16 protein-coding genes and 1 pseudogene are annotated in these 20,311 nt (G+C 72.4%); 10 read left to right on the top strand and 7 right to left on the bottom strand.

The features are described from left to right. Positions 1–16: 16 nt before the first annotated feature. The 4 genes and pseudogenes from ABFX81_RS34615 to ABFX81_RS34600 form a co-directional block, all read left to right on the top strand. Positions 17–156, top strand: a pseudogene (locus ABFX81_RS34615) (transcriptional regulator); the annotation flags it as partial. A 127-nt stretch (positions 157–283) separates the two neighbouring features. After that, positions 284–1,525, top strand: a complete 1,242-nt coding sequence (locus tag ABFX81_RS34610; RefSeq protein WP_086855350.1) for a PD40 domain-containing protein — start codon at positions 284–286, stop codon at positions 1,523–1,525. 300 nt (positions 1,526–1,825) lie between these two features. Continuing rightward, positions 1,826–3,430 carry a citramalate synthase gene (gene cimA / locus ABFX81_RS34605; RefSeq protein ID WP_086855349.1) on the top strand — a complete coding sequence of 535 codons (1,605 nt, stop codon included), beginning with the start codon at positions 1,826–1,828 and terminating at the stop codon, positions 3,428–3,430. Positions 3,431–3,524: 94 nt separating this feature from the next. Beyond that, a complete protein-coding gene (locus ABFX81_RS34600) occupies positions 3,525–4,877 on the top strand; it encodes a hypothetical protein (RefSeq protein ID WP_346139169.1) in 1,353 nt (450 codons plus the stop codon). A 507-nt stretch (positions 4,878–5,384) separates the two neighbouring features. Here ABFX81_RS34600 and ABFX81_RS34595 read toward each other — a convergent pair. After that, complete coding sequence (locus ABFX81_RS34595) at positions 5,385–6,557, bottom strand: Cmx/CmrA family chloramphenicol efflux MFS transporter (protein WP_086855356.1); 1,173 nt, start codon at positions 6,555–6,557, stop codon at positions 5,385–5,387. 156 nt (positions 6,558–6,713) lie between these two features. Next, complete coding sequence (locus tag ABFX81_RS34590) at positions 6,714–7,652, bottom strand: DMT family transporter (protein WP_346139185.1); 939 nt, start codon at positions 7,650–7,652, stop codon at positions 6,714–6,716. Positions 7,653–7,725: 73 nt separating this feature from the next. Between ABFX81_RS34590 and ABFX81_RS34585 the strand changes: the two genes are divergently transcribed. Continuing rightward, a complete protein-coding gene (locus tag ABFX81_RS34585) occupies positions 7,726–8,328 on the top strand; it encodes a TetR/AcrR family transcriptional regulator (RefSeq protein ID WP_428837245.1) in 603 nt (200 codons plus the stop codon). Between the two features lie 53 nt (positions 8,329–8,381). Beyond that, positions 8,382–8,954, top strand: a complete 573-nt coding sequence (locus ABFX81_RS34580; protein ID WP_086855357.1) for a YdeI/OmpD-associated family protein — start codon at positions 8,382–8,384, stop codon at positions 8,952–8,954. A gap of 57 nt (positions 8,955–9,011) precedes the next feature. Here the strand turns inward: ABFX81_RS34580 and ABFX81_RS34575 are convergent, their stop codons facing one another. The 4 genes from ABFX81_RS34575 to ABFX81_RS34560 all read right to left on the bottom strand — a co-directional run bounded on the left by ABFX81_RS34575 (position 9,012) and on the right by ABFX81_RS34560 (position 11,571). Further along, a complete protein-coding gene (locus ABFX81_RS34575; protein ID WP_086855358.1) occupies positions 9,012–9,797 on the bottom strand; it encodes a trypsin-like serine protease in 786 nt (261 codons plus the stop codon). A 217-nt stretch (positions 9,798–10,014) separates the two neighbouring features. Then, positions 10,015–10,614, bottom strand: coding sequence for a YceI family protein (locus ABFX81_RS34570; RefSeq protein WP_086855359.1), 600 nt, complete (start codon positions 10,612–10,614; stop codon positions 10,015–10,017). Positions 10,615–11,108: 494 nt separating this feature from the next. Next, positions 11,109–11,339 (bottom strand): DMT family protein, encoded by a 231-nt coding sequence (locus tag ABFX81_RS34565; RefSeq protein WP_086855360.1) that lies wholly within the window; start codon positions 11,337–11,339, stop codon positions 11,109–11,111. A gap of 13 nt (positions 11,340–11,352) precedes the next feature. Next, positions 11,353–11,571 (bottom strand): hypothetical protein, encoded by a 219-nt coding sequence (locus tag ABFX81_RS34560; RefSeq protein WP_086855361.1) that lies wholly within the window; start codon positions 11,569–11,571, stop codon positions 11,353–11,355. A gap of 365 nt (positions 11,572–11,936) precedes the next feature. Here ABFX81_RS34560 and ABFX81_RS34555 point away from each other — a divergent pair, with 365 nt between their 5' ends. The 4 genes from ABFX81_RS34555 (at position 11,937) to ABFX81_RS34540 (ending at position 17,216) form a co-directional block, all read left to right on the top strand. After that, the gene (locus tag ABFX81_RS34555; protein WP_346139168.1) at positions 11,937–12,788 is read left to right on the top strand and encodes an SDR family NAD(P)-dependent oxidoreductase; all 852 of its coding nucleotides are present in this window, start codon (positions 11,937–11,939) and stop codon (positions 12,786–12,788) included. 93 nt (positions 12,789–12,881) lie between these two features. Then, positions 12,882–15,248, top strand: a complete 2,367-nt coding sequence (locus ABFX81_RS34550; RefSeq protein WP_086845289.1) for a polysaccharide lyase family 8 super-sandwich domain-containing protein — start codon at positions 12,882–12,884, stop codon at positions 15,246–15,248. Positions 15,249–15,402: 154 nt separating this feature from the next. Next, a complete protein-coding gene (locus ABFX81_RS34545; protein ID WP_086845285.1) occupies positions 15,403–16,986 on the top strand; it encodes a carboxyl transferase domain-containing protein in 1,584 nt (527 codons plus the stop codon). Between the two features lie 35 nt (positions 16,987–17,021). Further along, on the top strand, positions 17,022–17,216 hold the full coding sequence (locus tag ABFX81_RS34540) for an acyl-CoA carboxylase subunit epsilon (RefSeq protein ID WP_346139167.1): 195 nt from the start codon (positions 17,022–17,024) through the stop codon (positions 17,214–17,216). Between the two features lie 56 nt (positions 17,217–17,272). Here the strand turns inward: ABFX81_RS34540 and ABFX81_RS34535 are convergent, their stop codons facing one another. Then, a complete protein-coding gene (locus ABFX81_RS34535) occupies positions 17,273–20,293 on the bottom strand; it encodes an NACHT domain-containing protein (RefSeq protein WP_346139166.1) in 3,021 nt (1,006 codons plus the stop codon). Positions 20,294–20,311 lie beyond the last annotated feature (18 nt).

Raw genomic sequence — 20,311 nt, 5'->3', positions numbered from 1 at the left:
CCCGAACGCGGCCACCGACCGGTTCGCCGCCCGCCTGCGGGCGCTGCTGGACGGCTTCGCCATCCATGTGGCGATCGGCCTGCGCGGCACGGACCGGGCCAAGTCCTGCGGCACGTGCACGAGTTCCTCGCCGACAGCCTCCTCGCGGACGCCTGAACACCTGCCCGGGTTGTACTCGATATGACGGATTGACCCTGTGATCCGTGGTGCTGTTGGCTCTGGGGGAGCCCTCGGCGCGGGGCCGGGGGAGAAGCGTCAACGGGGAACACAGGGGGAACAGCACATGACCAGCACCAGGAGGGCCACGTCCGTCGCGCTCGGCGTGGCCCTGGCCGTCACGCTCGGCGGTGTCGCCGCGCTGCCCGCCACCGCCGCCGATGCGGTGCCACGGACCGAGAAGGCGAGCGTCGCCCCAAACGGCACCGACGGCAACGCCCCTTCCGGCGGGCCGAGCCTGAGCGCCGACGGCCGCCGACTGGCCTTCGTCTCCAGCGCCGACAACCTCGTCGCCGGCGACACCGACGGCGCCGCCGACGCCTTCGTGCGCGACCTGAAGACCGGCACGACCCGGCTGGCCAGTACCGCGGACAGAGGCTCGGTCGACGACGTCGCCCTCAGCGGCAACGGCCGGTACCTGGCCTTCGGCGCCACGGACGGTGACGGCCGCAGCCACATCTGGGTCAAGGACCTGAAGTCCGGCGCCCTCCAGCGCATCAAGGACACCGTCGCCACGGGCTACGACACCGGCAGGCAGCCCGCCATCAGCGCCGACGGCCGCTACGTCGCCTTCGTCGCCCAGCAGTCCGGACCCGCGGAGGGCGAGGACCGCTGGGGACGCGTCTACCGCGTCGACCGCACCAGCGGCGAGGCCGTCCGCGTCAGCCAGGTGCCCGCCGCCGGCGACCGGAAGACCGCCGCCACCCGCCCGTCCATCAGCGCCGACGGCAAGCGCGTCGGCTACCAGTTCTTCGTCCCGCACCCCGCCTCGGGCGACTGGAGCGACGCCTGCGTCCGGGACGTGCCGAGCGGCGAGCTGTTCCACGCCGACCGGGCACCGGACGGTCTGAAGTCCGACGGGCAGACCGAGTCCCCGCAGGTCAGCGCCGACGGCCGGTACGCGGTCTTCAACTCCCTCGACTCGCAGCTCACCCCGGGCGACACCAACAAGGGCCACAACGTCTTCGTCCGCGACCTGAAGACGGGCGGGCTGCGCCGGATCGACGCCGCCGACCCGGCCGCGTTCACCGCCCACCCGCGGCTCGGCGCCGACAGCCGGCACCTCGCCTTCGTCTCGTCCGACCCGGGCGACACGGACCGCACGACCCGCGCGTACGTACGTGACCTGCGCACCGGGCGCACGGTCCTGGCCAGCCCGGACGCCGAGGGCGGCCCGAACGACCAGAGTGTGTCCGCCCCGGTCCTCGACCGGCACGGCCGTACGGTCGCCTTCAGCAGCTCCTCGCCCGACCTCGTCCCCGGCGACACGTACGACACCTCGCACGTCTACGTCCGTCACATGAGGTGACCGACCGCATCCTGAGACACCCGTGAGCGAGGCGCGGGGGTTGTGCCAGACTGCCCCCGTGCTCTCGTTCGCCATGATTATTGGCAGCAGGCGCGCCGGTCCGCAGTGACCGCCACGTACGACCAGGTACGGGCGGACACCGTCGTCCTCGACCCGCGCGCAGACCTCTCGCACCCGCGAGAGGTTTTTCGCATTTCTGGCCCACCCACAGCCGGAGGCGAGAGCGCGAGGGAGTATGTGAGGGCGGTGGAGCCGGTCATTCCGGTACGACCGAGATCCCATCCTCAGGAGCCTTGACACATGACCGCACCCAGCGAGCTCGACGATTCCTTCCACGTCTTCGACACCACCCTGCGCGACGGTGCCCAGCGGGAGGGCATCAACCTCACCGTCGCCGACAAGCTGGCCATCGCGCGGCACCTGGACGACTTCGGCGTGGGCTTCATCGAGGGCGGCTGGCCGGGCGCCAATCCCCGGGACACCGAGTTCTTCGCCCGCGCCCAGCAGGAGATCGACTTCCGGCACGCCCAGCTCGTCGCCTTCGGCTCCACCCGCCGCGCCGGCACCACCGCCGCCGAGGACCCGCAGGTCAGGGCGCTCCTGGACTCCGGCGCGCAGGTGATCACGCTGGTCGCCAAGTCGCACGACCGCCATGTCGAGCTCGCCCTGCGCACGACCCTCGACGAGAACCTGGCGATGGTCCGCGACACGGTGTCGTTCCTGAAGGAGCAGGGCCGCCGGGTCTTCGTCGACTGCGAGCACTTCTTCGACGGCTACCGCGCGAACCCCGAGTACGCCAAGTCGGTCGTCCGTACGGCCTCGGGGGCCGGCGCGGACGTGGTGGTCCTCTGCGACACCAACGGCGGCATGCTCCCGGCGCAGATCCAGGCGGTCGTCGGCACGGTCCTGGCCGACACGGGCGCCCGGCTCGGCATCCACGCCCAGGACGACACGGGCTGCGCGGTGGCGAACACGCTGGCCGCCGTCGACGCGGGCGCGACGCACGTCCAGTGCACGGCCAACGGCTACGGCGAACGCGTCGGCAACGCCAACCTCTTCCCGGTCGTGGCGGCCCTGGAACTCAAGTACGGCAAGCAGGTCCTGCCCCAGGGGCACCTGCGCGAGATGACGCGCATCTCGCACGCGATCGCCGAGGTCGTCAACCTCACGCCCTCCACGCACCAGCCCTACGTCGGTGTCTCGGCCTTCGCGCACAAGGCCGGTCTGCACGCCTCGGCCATCAAGGTCGACCCCGACCTGTACCAGCACATCGACCCCGAGCAGGTCGGCAACACCATGCGGATGCTGGTCTCCGACATGGCCGGCCGCGCCTCCATCGAGCTCAAGGGCAAGGAACTCGGCATCGACCTCGGCGACGACCGCGAGCTGGTCGGCCGGGTGGTCGAGCGGGTGAAGGAACGCGAACTCAAGGGCTACACGTACGAGGCGGCGGACGCCAGCTTCGAGATCCTCCTGCGCACCGAGGTCCAGGGCAAGCCGCTGCGCTACTTCGAGGTCGAGTCCTGGCGTGCCATCGTCGAGGACCGGCCCGACGGCTCCCACGCCAACGAGGCCACGGTCAAGCTCTGGGCCAAGGGTGAGCGCATCGTCGCCACGGCCGAGGGCAACGGCCCGGTCAACGCGCTGGACCGGGCCCTGCGCGTGGGCCTGGAGAAGATCTACCCGCAGCTCGCCAAGCTGGACCTGGTCGACTACAAGGTCCGCATCCTTGAGGGCAAGCACGGCACCAGCTCGACGACCCGCGTGCTGATCTCCACGTCCGACGGCACGGGCGAGTGGTCGACGGTGGGCGTGGCGGAGAACGTCATCGCCGCGAGCTGGCAGGCCCTGGAGGACGCGTACACGTACGGGCTCCTGCGGGCGGGAGTGGCCCCGGTCGAGTAGGCGGGTGGCGACGGCGCCTTCCGCGCCGTCGCCTCAGCCGATCCATTGCGTCCGTCTGTGTCGATTCTGTGCCGATTCGGGTAGCTTCGAACATATGAAGGCCGCAACGGTGCGTACCCTCGTACGTTTGCTGATCGTGCCGGTCGTCGCCGTACTGGCGGCGCTCATGGTCGGTGCGCCCGGTGCGCACGCGGCCACCGACCTCTCGAAGGTCGCCGAGGAACTGCGTGAGAACCCGGTCTACGTCGATCCGGCCGCCTCCGGCCAGCTGGCCGAGTCGGACGCCGAGGCGCTCGCCGACAAGATCAAGGACGCGGACAAACCCGTCTTCGTGGCCGTTCTCCCGGCAGACTTCCCCACACAGGACCTCTTCCGTAACCTCCGCACCGAGACCGGCGTCACCGGCCTGTACGGCATCCGTGCCGGCGACGAGTTCGACGCCCGTGCGGACAGCTCGGTGATGAGCCCCCAGGCGGTGTCGAACCTGGTCACGGCCGTCGGGGGCGCGGGCGACGCCAAGGCCCAGCTGAACGACTTCGTCGACGACGCCCTGCGCAACGTGGGCGGCTCGGCTCCCAGCAGCTGGAGCGACGGCTCGGGCACCGACGTGCCGGTCGGCGGCCTGGTCACGGTCGGCGCACTGGTCGCGGCCGGCGGCGCGGGCGCCTACGCAGTGGCCCGCCGTAACCGCCGCCGCCACGAGGAGGAGCAGCGGGCCGCGCTGGAGAAGCTGCGCGTGGTGGTCGACGAGGACATCACCGCCTTCGGCGAGGAGCTAGACCGCCTCGACTTCCACCCCGGCGAACCCGGCGCCGACGACGCGATGCGCGCCGACTACGAGCGCGCCCTGGACTCCTACGAACAGGCGAAGTCCTTGATGGCCGCCGCGACGAAACCGGAGGACGTGCGGGCCGTCACCCAGGCCGTGGAGGACGGCCGGTTCTCCCTGGCACGACTCACGGCCCGCCGCGAGGGCGGTCCGCTGCCGGAACGCCGCCCGCCCTGCTTCTTCGACCCCCGCCACGGCCCCTCGGTCGCCGACGCGAGCTGGACGCCACCGGGCGGCGCCACACGCGACGTCCCCGTCTGCGCGGCCGACCGGACCCGGCTCTCCGAGGGCCGCGACCCGGTGATCCGCGAGGTCGACACCGAGTACGGCCGCCGCCCGTACTGGGAGGCCGGCCCGGCGTACGGCCCCTGGGCAGGCGGCTACTTCGGCGGCGGCATCCTGCCCGGCCTCCTCATCGGCACCATGCTCGGCAGCATGATGGCCGCCCCCGCCTACGGGGCCGACTACGGCGCCGGCTACGGCGACTTCGGCGGCTACGAGGGCGGCGACGTCTCCGGCGCGGACTTCGACAGCGGCGACTTCGGGGGCGGCTTCGGCGACGGTGGTTTCGGCGGCGGCGACTTCGGTGGGGGAGGGGACTTCGGGGGCGGGTTCTGACGGGAGTTCTGACGGGAGCGGCACAGTGCCCGGCGTCCGTGCCGGAGGTCGGTGCCTGGCGGCCTCCGGCACGGGTGCTTCGGTGACAGGTCGGTGCGTGGCGGTCTCCCGGCCAAGGGCCCCGGCCACAGGTCAGCGCCCGACCGCATTCCGGCCCGGTACCCCGGGCACAGCTCGGTGCCTGGCGGCTCCCGGCCCGGCGTCCCGGCCACAGGTCAGCGCCCGACCGCATCCCGGCCCGGGGCCCCGGCCACAGGTCAGCGCCCGACCGCATCCCGGCCCGGGGCCCCGGGCACAGCTCGGTGCCTGGCGGCTCCCGGCCCGGCGTCCCGGCCACAGGTCAGCGCCCGACCTCATCCCGGCCCGGGGCCCCGGCCACAGGTCGGTGCCTGGCGGCCCCCCGGCCCGGCGTCCCGGCCACAGGTCAGCGCCCGACCGCATCCCGGCTCGGTACCCCGGCCACAGGTCGGTGCCTGGCGGCCCCCCGGCCGGCGCCCCGGCCACAGGTCAGCGCCCGGCCGCCTCCCGGCCCAGCACCCGTTCCCGCTCCCGTGACGCGACCCCGGCCACCACGCCCGCCAGCGCGACCAGGCCCGCGCTGACCCACACCGGCGACCGGTACCCGAACCCCGCGCCGATCACCAGGCCACCGGCCCACGGGCCCAGCGCGGCACCGACGTTGAAGGCGGCCGTGGCGAAACCACCGGCCAGCGTGGGTGCGCCCGGCGCCGCGTACAGCACCTGGGAGATCAGCGTGGAGCCGACGCCGAAGGACAACGCGCCCTGGGCGAAGACGAGCCCGAGGGCCAGGACCGGGTGTCCGGCCCCGACGGCCAGGAGGCACCAGCCCAGGCACACGGCGACGCCCCCGCCGGCCAGGACCGCCGCGGGGCGCCGGTCGGCGAACCGCCCCGCGGCGGTCACCCCCGCGAACGCCCCGGCCCCGAACAGCGCGAGCACACCCGGAATCCAGGCGCTGCCCAGCCCCGTCACCTCGGTGACCAGCGGCGCGAGATAGGTGAAGGTGCAGAACGTCGCGCCGTTCACGAGGCCGCCCAGCAGCAGCGTGACGACCAGCCGAGGGCTGCGCAGCGACCGGAGTTCACCGCGCAGCGCGGGCGGCGCACCCCCGGCCGTACCGCCCGGCACCGACCTCGCCACCGCCGCCAGCGCGGGCAGCGACACCAGCGCCACGGCCCAGAAAGCCGCACGCCAGCCCCACAGCCCGCCCAGCACGGCCCCGGCGGGCACCCCGGCCACGCACGCCAGCGTCACGCCGCCCAGCAGCATGGACGTCGCCCGCCCCTTCGCGTCCGCCGGGACCATGTCCACGGCGGTCACGAGGGCGACGGCGAGGAACCCGGCGTTGGCGAGCGCCCCCACGACCCGGGTGGCGAGCAGTACCTCGAAACTGCCGGTGAGAGCACCGGCGACATGGACGGCGAGAAACACGACGAGGAACGGCAGCAGCGCGCCCCGCCGCGGCCAGCGCCGGGCGAGCCCCGCCACCAGCGGCGCCCCTACGACCATCCCCACCGCGAAGGCGGAGGTCAGCGCCCCCGCCGCGGGAACGGACACCCCCAGATCCCGCGCGATGTCCGGCACGAGACCGGACAGCATGAACTCGGACGTTCCCTGGGCGAACACGGCGAGGCCCAGCAGAAGAAGAGCGAACGGCATGAAGAAACTCCGCACCCTGAAGAGACGTCGGACACGACAGGTCGGACGACTTCCGGCAGCGGAGCGAACGGGCTTCAGCGGCCCGGCATCACGAGCAGCCACCGGAGAGCCGGTGGCCGCACTCTGGACGCCTCGGGGCTGGACATGCGCGAGACGTTAGACGGGCCCGGCGGCCCGGGTCCACCGGTTTTCCCCCGGCTCGCCTCGCGCGGCGGTCACAGCCGTGTCCTTCCGGCCGCCACCGCGGTGGACGACGACCACGGCCACCAGGCAGACGGCCAGGCCGAGAGCGGTCTGCACGCCGAACGGCTCACCGAACGCGAGCGCGCCCCAGACGGCCGTGACCGGGGCCATGAGGAACATCAGCGTGTTCACCTTCGTCACCCCGGAGCGCTTCAGGATGAGCCAGTACAGCCCGTACCCGCCGAACGTGGACAGACCCACGAGCCACGCGACGGCCACCCAGAACCCGCCCTCGGCGGGCGGCGCGGCGGCTCCGGTGCTCAGGGCCAGCGCGGAGAAGAGGACGGCGCTGGTGGCGCAGTGGACGGTCAGCGACACCGAGGGGGCGACCCGCGAGCGGGACCGGCTCTCCAGGAACGTGGCCGCGACCAGGGACAGCATGCCGAGCAGCGGGACGGCGTACGCCCACCAGGCCACGCCGGTCCCGGCCGCGGCGTCGGCCAGGGTGACCACGGCGACGCCGCTCAGCCCCAGACCGAGGCCGATCCACTGCCGGCCCGAGACGTACTGTCCCAGCAGCGGCCCCGCGAGGGCCCCGGCGACGAGGGGCTGGACCCCGTCGATGAGCGCCGTCGTGCCGCTGGAGACGCCGAGCTGGATGGCGTAGTAGACGCTGAGCAGATAGCCGCTCTGCGACAGCACGCCGATGACGGCCTGCCGGGTCAGGTCCCGGGCGGTGAGCCCTCGCCAGGCCGGGCGCATGACGACGGCGACGGCGACGAGGACGACGGCCAGCGGCAGGAAGCGCCACATCAGGACCGTGATCGCGGACGCGTTGCCCGCACCGAGCTTGGCCCCGATGAACCCGGAGCTCCAGCAGAGGACGAAGGCGACGGAGAGCAGGATGTTCACGGACACCACAACCAGTAGACAGATCGGTATACCCGTTCCCCGCCCACTATACAGATCGGTATACTTGGGTGTCATGGGTACCACCGCCACCACCGCGGCCACTGCCGGGAGTCCGCGCCGGATCGCGATGACGCCCGCCGCCCGTCGCGTCCTGGCGGCGGCCGCCCGGCTGTTCTACGAGCGCGGCATCCACGCCGTCGGGGTCGACCTCATCGCCGCCGAGGCCGGGGTGACGAAGAAGACCCTCTACGACCGGTTCGGCTCCAAGGAGCAGATCGTCGTGGAGTACCTCGCGGACCGCGACGAGCGCTGGCGGGCCTTCCTCGCCGAACGCCTCGACGCGGCCGGACCGGAGCCGGGGGAGCGCGTCCTGGCCGTCTTCGACGCCACGGGCGCCTGGGCGGCGGAGCTCAGCCCCAAGGGATGCAGCATGGTCAACGCCCACGCGGAGATCAGCGACCCCGCCCACCCGGCCCACCCGATCATCGCCGGGCAGAAGCAGTGGATGCTCGCCCTCTTCACCCGCCTCGCCTCGGACATCGACCGGGAGGGGGCCGACGCCATGGCCCGGGCGCTGATGCTGCTGCACGAGGGGGCGCTCGTCGCGCACGGCCTGGGCATCTTCCCGGACGCCGTCGCGCACGCCCGCGAACAGGCACGCGCGCTGCTGTCGTAGCGGACACGCCGTAGCGGACAGGATCTGTCCTAACCGGTCCCTACGGTGGTGCCATGACCGCCTCCGGAGACCCACTCCCCTTCGCGACCGTCGCCGACCTGGACTCCTGGCTGACCGCACACCCCGCCCCGCATCCGGGCCTCTGGGTCAAGGTCGCCAAGAAGGGCTCGGGCATCCCTTCCGTCAGCGCCGCCGACGTCAACGACGTGGCGCTGTGCCACGGGTGGATCACCGGGCAGCGCAAGGGACTCGACGAGTCGTACTACCTCCAGAGGATCACCCCGCGGCGCCCGGGCAGCCTCTGGTCCGTGGTCAACGTCCGGCGGGTCGGGGAACTGACCACCGCCGGGCGGATGCGGCCCGGCGGGCTCGCGGAGGTGGCGGCCGCGCGGGCGGACGGACGGTGGGAGGCGGCGTACGCGTCCCAGCAGGAGGCCGAGGTCCCGGAGGACCTCGCGGCGGCACTGGCGCGGAGCCCGCGGGCCGCGGCGGCCTTCGAGGCGCTCGGGCGGACCGACCGGTACCTGGCGATGCTCGGTGTGCTCCGCGCCCGGACCTCGCGGAGCCGGGCGGCGCAGGTGGCGGCGGCGGTCGCGAAGCTGGAGTCCGGCCGCAAGGCCCGATAGGGCGGGGGAAGGGCCCGGCACCGTACGGCGCCGGGCCCGCAGGATGTGGGGGCGGGGTCAGAGTGTCGACGCCGCCGAGGCGATGGCGGAGGCGAACGTCGAGACCTCCGTGTAGACGCCGGGGGCCTCGGGCCGGGCGCAGCCGTCGCCCCAGCTGACGATGCCGACCTGGATCCAGTTGCCGGAGTCGTCCTTGCGGAACATCGGGCCGCCGGAGTCGCCCTGGCAGGTGTCGACACCGCCCGCGTCGAAGCCGGCGCAGATCTCCTCGTTCGCGACGAGGCCGCTGTACAGGCCGCCGTAGGCCTTGCAGGCGGCGTCGCCGACGAACGGCACGGTCGCCTTCAGCAGGTAGCGCTGCTGGGAACCGCCCTCACGGTTCGCGCCCCAGCCCGCGACGGTGAAGTCGCCGGTGTTGTACTGCGCCGTGGTGGCGATCTTCAGGGTCGGCAGGTTGATGGGCTGGGCGAGCTTGATGAGCGCCCAGTCCTTGCCGGTGCCGTTGTAGCCGGGGGCGCGGAGCACCTTGGTGGAGCGGACCTGGACGCGGCCGCTGGTCGACTGGAGGTCGACGACCCCCGCCGTGGCGGTGATGCTCGTGTTGTTGCCGGAGCGGCCCACGCAGTGCGCGGCCGTGAGCACGATCTGCTGGGTGTAGAGCGCGCCGCCGCAGCCCATGGAGAGCCGGACCATGAACGGGAACTCGCCCTGCGCGGCCCGCGTCCCGCCGACGACGGGCGACGGGGCGGCCTGCGCGGCGGAGACGGGCTGAAGGCTGGCGATGGCGAGTGCGGCGGCGCCGAGGGCCGCGCATCTCTTGAGGGCCGTGAGGAGTCTCTTCAACGTGATGCCTTCCGTGGGGGGTTGACTGGGGAGGTGCAACCGAAGCATCAAATTGACGGGCGCATGACAGCAGCTGGGCAAAAAGAAAAGTCCATGTGCTGGCATGGACGGGTCAAAATTGTGCTGCTGGATTATGAGAACGCCGCCGGTCCTTCCACAAGAGGTGCGATCCGGCCAGTCCGGCCCGGCGGTACGCCGCCGGGCCGGCCGCGCGGGCTCACGCGTTCCTGATCGCCGAGATGTCGAAGTTGAGCTTGATCTTGTCGGAGACCAGGACGCCGCCGGTCTCGAGGGCGGCGTTCCAGGTCAGGCCCCACTCGGAGCGCAGGATCTCCGCCTTGCCCTCGAAGCCGACGCGCTCGTTGCCGAAGGGGTCCTTCGCGGCGCCGTTGAACTCGAGGTCGATGGTCAGGGGGCGGGTCGTGCCGAGGATCGTCAGGTCGCCGGTGATGCGGTAGTCCTCGCCACCGAGGGACTCCGCCTTGGTGGAGCGGAAGGTCATGGTCGGGAACTCGTCCGCCTTGAAGAAGTCCGAGCTCTTGAGGTGGCCGTCGCGGTCGGCGTTGCCCGTCTCGATGCTGTCCATCACGACGTCCAGGGAGGCCGTGGACAGGGAGGGGTCGGTGCCGTCGAGGTGGAGCGTGCCCGTGAAGTCCTGGAAGCTGCCCTTGACGTTGGTGACCATGGCGTGCCGGGCGACGAAGCCGAGCGCCGAGTGCGCGGGGTCGATCGTGTAGTCGCCGGTCAGGGCGGCCAGGTCCGGCTGCGCGGCGTCGGTGGTGGCGGTCGCGGTGTCCTTGCGGCTGAAGATGCTCATGGGGGTACGCCTCCTGCGATGAATGTTGAACGTTTAACTATGTAACGCGACCCACCGTAGACCTATTCCGGTTCAACGTTCAACATTCTTGGCGGGCGTGTCGCGATTGGGCCCGCGGCGCCAGTGGTACCCGGTGATCACGACCTCGGTCGCGGTCCTGGTCGAGCTGCTGCGGAGCGGCACGTCGGGCGGCCATGTGAAGTGCTGGGAGCGTTTCGCGGAGAGCGCCGCCCGCCTCCCGGAACGACTGCCCGGCGGCGTCCGGTCCGGCCTCGACCTGACCGTCTACTTCCTCGGCGAGCGCGAACGGGTCGACGTCCTCTCGCCGCGCGTGCGCGTCGTCACGCTCCGCCCGGTGCTCGGCACGGCCGCCCTGACCTCGGCCGACGGCGCGGAGGACGGCACCGATCTCGCCCCGTACCACCCAGGGCTCGCGGCCCTGCTCCCGCGCAGCCGCGCCGACAGCGGTACGGCGAAGACCGGTTCGGCGACGATCAGCGGCTGCACCAGACTGAGCGGCCCGCCAGCGCCAGCGACTGGAAGCCGTAGGCGAGTACGGCCAGTCCGATGCCGCCCAGCCACACCCGGTCACGCGCCAGATGGACCAGCAGGCGCGGTGACAGCGCCTCCGCGTCCGGGCGCCCGCCCGCGGCCCACTGCTGGAGCACTCCGGCCACGGCGAAGCAGACACCGGCGGCGAGGGAGGCCAGGACCGCGATCGGCATGCCGGGGCGGGAGTCAGCCGGTCGTCCGCCGGGACGGCGGGCCCTGCGTGTGGATGTACAGCGCCCGCCGGTCGTGGACGCCGAGGTGCCGCGGCAGGGGTGGTTCGCAGCGCACCGGCCGGCCGTGGTCGGCGAACCGCCGGCGCGGGTCGCAGACCTGGCTGAACTTCCACAGCACGCGGGCGATCTCCGAGCACATCAGGGCGCTGGGACGGACGAACAGCACACGCATGGTCACCTCGCCACGAGGGGCCGTACCGGACACGGGTGCCCCCTACGTAACCCGGCGCGGCCATTCCGTGTGGCGCCCATACCGCCGCCTGGCGGCACCCGGCGGCACGCAGGGGTGGTCCTGTCGCATCCCGTGTGCGGGGCGCCGGTCCGCAGACCGCCCACGGCACGGCGCACACCGGACCGGGTGGGCCCGGCCCGCCCGGTCCGGCCCCTGCACTGGCGCGGAACCCCGCAGTGGCGGTGTCCTGGAAGACGAGGTTCCGTTTCAAGGGACCGGCAGGCAGACGACGGGGTTCCGTTCCCAGGAACCCGCACCGAGACAGCCGAGACCACGGCGGACGTACAGCGCAGGGAGACCGACCGATGACACTCACCGGCTCCGGCTCGGCCTACGACCCACCGGCGGGCCCCGCCCCACGCCGTCCCGCTGCCCCCTCCCCGGCGCGGGAGCACGGGCCACCGCGGCGCCTGGACCGGCGCGTGGCCCTCGTCACCGGGGCCTCCTCGGGCATCGGGGCGGCCACGGCACGGCGGTTCGCCATGGACGGCTGGCAGCTTCTCCTCACCGGGCGCGACCGGAACCGCCTGGAGCAGACGGCGTCGGGCACCTCGGCCGTCGTGCTGCCCGCCGACCTCGCCGCCCCGGACGGTCCGCGCCTGCTGGCCCGGTCCGCGCTGCACACGACCGGCCGGGTCGACGTCCTGGTCGCCGGGGCGGGCATCGGCTGGGCGGGCCCGTTCGCCGCCATGCCGCACACCGACATCGACCGCGTGCTGGCCCTGGACCTCAACGCCACGCTCCACCTCGTGCGCGAGGTCCTGCCCTCCATGATCGCGGCCCGGCAGGGCCGGGTGGTACTGCTCGGCTCGATCTCGGGCTGCGTGGGCGTACGCGAGGAAGCCGTGTACTCCGCAGCCAAGGCCGCCCTGGCCACCTTCTCCGAGGCGCTGCGGCAGGAACTGCGCGGCACGGGCGTGGGCGTGACCCTCGTGGTGGCCGGCCCCGTCGACACGCCCTTCTTCGCCCGCCGCGGCAGGCCCTACGACCGCTCCCGTCCCCGGATGATCTCGCCCGGCTGCGTCGCCCGGGCCATCTGGGAGGCCGTACGCGAGGAGCGCGACCTGGTCTACATCCCCGCCTGGGTGGCCCTCCCGGACCGCCTCCGCGCCCTGGCCCCGAGGATGTTCAGACGCCTGCTCAACCGCTTCGGCTGACCCGGCCTCAGGCCCGGGGCACGTTCCGCCGTTCCGGTCACTCCGGCCGGATCCTCCGTTCAGGTGACCGCCTCCCCGTGGTAGGGCATGGGCATGACTCCCCAGCGTCGCGTCTTCTCCCGCCGCACGGCACGGCCCCACCCCGGCCGCCGCGCCCTGCTGCTCGCGGCCGCGGCCCTGGCGGCGACCGGCGGCACGACGCCCACACCCCGCGGCGCCGACGCCCGGGACGCCGGCACCGACCCGTACGACACCCTCCGCCGCCGCTGGCTCGGCATCGCCCTGGGCACCGGTTACGACCCGGCCGCGCAGCCGTACGCCTCCCGCCTCGCGGAGACCGGCGAGGTCGCCCGCGGTCTGCACTCCACCATGGCCCCGGCGGCGGACTCCCTCTGGCCCGGCCGCCCCTTCGACCCGCCGGCCGGCATCACCATGAGCTACAGACGCCTGTGGACCATGACCCAGGCCCACGTCCAGCGGGGCACCGGCTCGACCGCCGACCCGGACCTCCTCGCCGGCATCCTGCGCGGCCTCGACCACCTCTCCGCCACCGTCTACAACCCCGCCACCACCCGCTACGGCAACTGGTGGGAATGGCAGATCGGCAGCCCGCGCCTGCTCATGGACATCACGGCCGCCCTGTACGAGCACCTGGGCGACGACCGGATCCGGGCCGCCTGCGCCGCCGTCGACCACTTCGTCCCCGCCTCGGCCCTCGGCGACTACTCCGGCACGTCCACCGGCGCCAACCGCGTCGACCTGTGCCGCTCCGTCGCCCTGCGCGGCATCCTCGGCCGCGACCCGGACAGGATCGCCCTCGCCCGCGACGCGCTCTCCCCGGTCCTCCCGTACGTCACCCGGGGCGACGGCCTCTACGCCGACGGCTCCTTCGTCCAGCACACCTGGGTCGCCTACTCGGGCACGTACGGCCAGGTCATGCTCGACGGCCTCGGCCGCCTCTTCGCCCTGCTCGCCGGATCCGACTGGGAGGTCACCGACCCGAACCGGCAGATCGTCCTCGACAGCGTCGAGCACGCCTACGCACCGCTCATCCACGACGGTCTGGTCATGGACAGCGTCAACGGCCGGGCCATCAGCCGCGGTCTGCTCACCGCCGACGACCGCGCGGTCATGCGCGGCGACCACTTCCACGGCCGGCAGCTCATCGCGGCCATCTCGCTCCTCGCGGCCGGCGCGAGCCAGGCGGAACGCGACCGCTGGCACGCCCGCATCAAGGGCTGGATCGAACGGGCCACGGTCACCCCGATGCTGACGGCACGCCAGTTCGGCGTCGCCGACCTGGCCCGGCTGCACGCGATCGCCGCCTCGCCCGTCCCGGCCGCACCCGAGCCGACCGGTCACCGCCTCTTCGCCGCCATGGACCGCGCCGTCCACCGCCGCCCCGGATTCACCGTGAACATCGCCATGGCCAGCGACCGCATCGCCCACTACGAGTGCGGCAACGGCGAGAACCCACGCGGCTGGCACACCGGTGCGGGCATGGTGAGCTGGTGGGCCGGCGCGAGCGACCAGTACACCGACTGGTTCTGGCCGACCGTCGACTGGTACCGCCTGCCCGGCACCACCGTCTCCACCAAGCGCCTCGCCGACCGGGAAGGCGGCGAGTGGGGCACGGCCCGCCCGGACGCGCGCTGGGTCGGCGGCACCACCGACGGCGAGTACGCGGCAATCGGCCAGCACCTCAAGGGCCTCGGCTCCACCCTCCAGGCCCGCAAGTCCTGGTTCTGCGTCGCGGACGCGGTGATCTGCCTGGGCGCCGGGATCAGCTGCTCCGACGGCGTCCCGGTGGAGACGATCGTCGACAACCGCAACCTCGGCGCGTCCGGCACCCAGACCTTCGTACGGGGCCCGGGCTGGGCCCACCTGGAGGACCACGGCGGCTGGGTGCTGCTCCACGGCGAGCCGAAGGCGCTGCGCGAGGACCGCACCGGCGCCTGGTCCGACATCAACACCGGCAGCGCACCCGAGCGGCGCACCCGCCGCTGGCAGACTCTCTGGCTCGACCACGGCACCGACCCTGAGGACGCCACCTACGCCTACCTCCTCATGCCCGGCGCGTCCCGCCGCGAGGTCGCGCGCCGCGCCGCCGACCGCCACTGGATGTCGGTCCTCGCCAACGACGCCGGCCGGCAGGCGGTCACCGTGCCCTCCCTCGGCCTGACGGCCGCGAACTTCTGGCAGGCCGGTACGGCGGGCCCGCTCACCGCCTCCGCCGGCGCGAGCGTGCTGACCGTCCGCCGGGGCCGTACCGCCACCCTCTGCCTGAGCGAACCACGCCGTACGGGTGAACCTCTGGAGATCACCTGGAACCGCCCCGTCCGCCGGGTCCGCCACGCGGACGAGACGGTCGAAGTACTGTCCACGGGACCCCGGCTGCGCCTGCGCGTCACCCCGGGGAAGGCATGCGCCACGCACATCTGTGAGATGACTCTCGGCTGACGGCTTTGTTCGACCTCTACAACACACACGCCCCCTGAGCAGTCAGAAGGGCTGCACCCCGCCATGGTTCTGTTCAGGGGTACCAGGAAAACACGCCGGAGACTGTGAGGAGTCGACGGCCCGTAATCCTTGGTCGGCTTCGTAAGGTCGCTACATGACCGTTTTGGATGAGGCGCCGGGTGAGCCGACCGACGCGCGCGGACGCGTGGCCGAACTGCACGAGATCCGTGCGCAGGCGGTGGCCGGACCGAGCGAGAAGGCGACCAAGGCGCAGCACGCCAAGGGCAAGCTGACCGCGCGGGAGCGCATCGAACTTCTCCTCGACCCCGATTCCTTCCGCGAGGTCGAGCAGTTGCGGCGGCACCGGGCCACGGGATTCGGCCTGGAGGCCAAGAAGCCGTACACCGACGGCGTGATCACCGGGTGGGGCACGGTGGAAGGCCGGACGGTCTTCGTCTACGCCCATGACTTCCGCATCTTCGGCGGCGCGCTGGGCGAGGCCCACGCCACGAAGATCCACAAGATCATGGACATGGCCATCGCGGCCGGTGCCCCGCTGGTGTCGCTGAACGACGGCGCGGGCGCCCGCATCCAGGAGGGCGTCTCGGCGCTCGCGGGCTACGGCGGCATCTTCCAGCGCAACACCAAGGCGAGCGGGGTCATCCCGCAGATCTCGGTGATGCTCGGCCCGTGCGCGGGCGGCGCGGCCTACAGCCCGGCCCTCACCGACTTCGTCTTCATGGTCCGCGACACCTCGCAGATGTTCATCACCGGCCCGGACGTCGTCAAGGCGGTCACCGGCGAGGAGATCACACAGAACGGCCTGGGCGGCGCGGACGTGCACGCCGAGACGTCCGGCGTCTGCCACTTCGCCTACGACGACGAAGAGACCTGCATCGCCGAGGTCCGCTACCTCCTGTCCCTCCTGCCGCAGAACAACCGCGAGAACCCGCCGCGCGCGGAGTCCGCGGACGCGGTGGACCGCCGTTCGGACGTCCTCCTGGACCTGGTCCCGGCGGACGGCAACCGGCCGTACGACATGACCAAGGTCATCGAGGAGATCGTCGACGACGGCGACTACCTCGAGGTCCACGAGCGCTGGGCGCGGAACATCATCTGCGCGCTCGGCCGGATGGACGGCCAGGTCGTCGGCATCGTCGCCAACCAGCCCCAGGCGCTCGCCGGTGTCCTGGACATCGAGGCCTCCGAGAAGGCGGCCCGCTTCGTCCAGATGTGCGACGCCTTCAACATCCCGATCGTCACTCTTCTGGACGTCCCCGGCTTCCTCCCGGGCGTCGACCAGGAGCACGGTGGCATCATCCGCCACGGCGCGAAGCTCCTGTACGCCTACTGCAACGCGACCGTGCCGAGGATCTCGCTGATCCTGCGCAAGGCCTACGGAGGTGCGTACATCGTCATGGACAGCCAGTCCATCGGTGCCGACCTCACCTACGCCTGGCCGACCAACGAGATCGCCGTCATGGGTGCGGAGGGTGCGGCCAACGTCATCTTCCGCCGCCAGATCGCCGAGGCAGAGGACCCGGAGGCCATGCGGACCCGCATGGTCAAGGAGTACAAGTCCGAGCTGATGCACCCCTACTACGCGGCCGAGCGCGGCCTGGTCGACGACGTCATCGACCCCGCGGAAACCCGCGAGGTGCTGATCAAGTCCCTCGCGATGCTCCAGACCAAGCACGCCGATCTGCCCTCCCGCAAACACGGCAACCCTCCGCAGTAACACGGCGGACATCTCTCTCACGGAGACTGACACCCATGGACACCCCTGACATCCGCGTCGAGAAGGGCCACGCCGAGCCCGAGGAAGTCGCCGCCATCACGGCGATCCTCCTGGCCCGCGCCGCCGCCCACCCCACGGACCCGGCCCCGACGCACCGCGGCCGCGTGAAGGCCGGCTGGCGTCGCCTGGAACGCGAGCCGGGCTTCCGCGCCCCGCACAGCTGGCGCTGACTTTTTCACGCCCTTGCGGCCCCGTTCTCCTTCGGGAGGGCGGGGCCGTTGCGTTGTCATTCGAAGGTGACCTTCACGCCCGGGAAGTCGAGCTTGGCGAGGTCGTCAGGGAGGCCGCAATCCCTCAAGGACACGCGTCTCACAGTGGGTGGAAGGAAGGTGCCGGCCTTCAGCCAGGCGGTCACATCGACGCGCGTGAGGCGCAGGTGCGTCAGCAGGGGCAGGGTGAGCAGGGCCTGCACATTCTGCGGCAGGCAGAGGACATCGGCGTGCAGGTTCAGCCACCTGATCCGCTCGTGTGCGAGCGGAGCGAGATCGAGGGAGGCGTCGAAGTTGAGCACGCTCAGGTAGTTCACCTTCGGGCCGAGGCACAGCTCGCGGAGGTCCGGCAGGCAACGGTAGCCGAGATGGAGGACGTCCAGTTCCGAGAGCTCACCCAGGACATCGGCGTTCTTGAGCGACGCACGGCCGCCCAGCCCGAGTCGGAGTAACGAGTGTTGAGTCGTGAGCCTCGACAGGTCCACCTCGCCGCGAAGGGCGACGATGGTGAGCTCCTTCAGCGGGTGCAATTCGCCGAGAACTGTCAGGTCCGTCATGAACTGGGAAATCCACAGGTCGTCAATGCCAGGCAAGCGTCCCACTGCCCGCAACTGGCCGGAGTGCGTGACCTTGACCTGTCGGCCGGTCAGCGGCACCCCCGCCAGAACCTCGTCGGCATAGGAATCGGCGTCGAAATACCCCCACCCCTCGATGAGCGCGTCGACCACCGCCCCCCGACAGTCCCCCGCGTACCCCGCCAGAAGCCCCAGCGCCTCCACCCCACCGATCAACGCCACCGTCCGCACGGTCTGCGCCGCGGCCTTCTCCGTCAGCTCCCCCAAAGACCGCGGCAGCCTCCGCAGCAGACTCGACCCCACCGCCGCCAGCGCCGGCGGATCGGTCGGCCGGCGTGCGGGCAGGAGGCACGACACCGCGTCCTCCAACCGGACGGCCAGCCCCTCGGAAACCTCCGGCAACGTCTCTTGGCAGGACGCCGCCAGCAACCGCAGCGTCCGCGCGTGCCGAGGCTCCCGCTCCGCCCGGTCGAGGATGCCACCCAGCAGTTCCTCCCGCTGGCGGGCGTTCGCATGGCCGGCCGCCATGATGACCGTCTCCCGCCACAGATCCAGATGCGCCCGCCCGGCCAGGCTGCCCATCCGGTCCTCCTCGGCCGCCTCCTCCGCGGCGAGGTACTCCTGGAAGGTCCGGTGCACGAAGTCCAGACGGGCCTCGGCGGGGGAACGGAGGATCCCGGAACGGTGCCGCAACTGGTCCAGGACCTGCCCGCCCTCCAGGCCGTCCAGGTGTCTCATCGCCCGCAGCTTCCGGCCGACGTGCACGGTGGCCTGCTCCACGGAGATCTCGCTGCGGTTGTTGTCCGACAGCCGCCAGGCCAGGTCCCGCAGGAGGACGAGCTTGTCGCTGAGGCTCAGCTTGCTGTCCACCGCGCTCGGCACGTTCCGGTCGGCGTCGCGGTCATGGACCAGGGTGTGCAGCGCGTTCCGGTACAACTCCATGCGGTCGCGCGGCAGTTGCCTGCCCCGGTTGAGGTGCATGGCGCACAGCATCGCGGCCAGCAGGGGAGTGCCCGCCAGCGACTGGAGGTGGGGACGGTCCTTCAGGCTGGTCAGCAGGGACTGCTCGTACAGCGGGAGGTCGTCCACGGGACAGGGCAGGTCGTCGCCGAGCTCCCGCACCGCCTGGTGCCACTGCCGTACGAAGGCCGCCAGGTCCGGCGGGCTCATACGGTCCAGGTGCAGCGCCGTGAAGTGCTCCCCGCGCAGCCAGTCCGCGCCGGCGGCGGCAGGGCGGGAGGTGACGACCACCCGCACCTCGTCGTACGCCACCAGCAGCTTGCGCAGCCAGTCCCGGACCGCCCGGCGCTCCCGGTCGAGAAGTTCGTCCACGCCGTCGATCAGCAGCAGGGCCCGGCCCGAGTCGAGCTGCCGCTCCACCCAGCCCTTGGGCATGATGCCGGTGATGGGTCCGGCGATCCCGTCGAGCATCGCGTCCGGATTCGGCGGCGTGCGGCCGCTGTACTCCCGCAGCTTGACGAAGACAGGCGTGAGGCCGTTCCAGTCGGACAGCTCCCCGGAGAAGGCACCGCGTGCGGCCGTCACCGCCAGCCACCGCAGCAGGGTCGTCTTGCCCGAGCCCGCCTCGCCGCGCAGCAGCACCCGCGAGGCCCCGCTGAGCCCGGCCTCCACCCGCATCCCGGAGCTCTCGGCCCCGGCCTCCTCCCAGTCGCTCATGTCGGGCCGCAGCCGCGACAGGGAGCGGACGGTGCGGCGCCGGCTCCCGTCGTCCCCGGTGGCCCGCAGACTCACGTACGCCGCCGACAACCGCACCCGGGGCCCCGCCGCCCGGTCGGACGTGCGCCGGAACAGCTCCACCTCGTCCAGGTCCCGGCTGACCAGCTCCAGGTACCGGCGCCGGAACGCCGTGTCCTGGTCCGTGCCGTCCGGCGCGAGCAGGGAGCGGTCCGGCAGCCGCTCCAGGAGCCGGGCCACCTCGGCGCCGAGCGTGGCCGTCCGGGCGAGGAGCTCGGCCGCCGCCCTTTCCTCGAAGACCGGCAGGCTCCGCACGATCCGCACGTAGTACTCGACGCACTCGGCGAAGAGCACCTCGTACAGACGGGACTCCGCCTCGTTCAGGCCCACCGGCGCCGGCACCGACCCGGTGATACGGCGGATCAGCTCAGCGGCGTTCGCATCCGCCGCGAGCACCGCCTCGTCGGAGAGGTCCGCCCGCGCGAACGTGTCGCACACCGCGTCGATCACGGCCTGCCTGCCGGATTCGTCCAGTCCCCGGAACTCGTGCTCCAGGTAGGGCTCCAGCCGGTCGAACACGGCGTCGGTGATCTGCCCGAACTGCCGCTCCACACTCCGTTGCAACCGCAGCCCGGGCACCCGTACCCGCACCAGCTCCGCCAGCGTCAGATGCCGCTCCTGCTGCCGCCGCCTGCCGCCCAGCCAGATGTCCGCCGCCGTCTTCGCCACGGTCGTGCCCAGCCGTAACGCCGCCGCCTCCGCGCTCATCGCGCCCCCTCCCCAGAA

The sequence above is a fragment of the Streptomyces coeruleofuscus genome (assembly GCF_039532725.1).
GTDB classification, from domain to species: Bacteria; Actinomycetota; Actinomycetes; order Streptomycetales; family Streptomycetaceae; genus Streptomyces; species Streptomyces coeruleofuscus.
The sequence above is the reverse complement of the archived record's forward strand: the minus strand, read 5'-3'. Positions and strand labels throughout refer to the sequence as shown.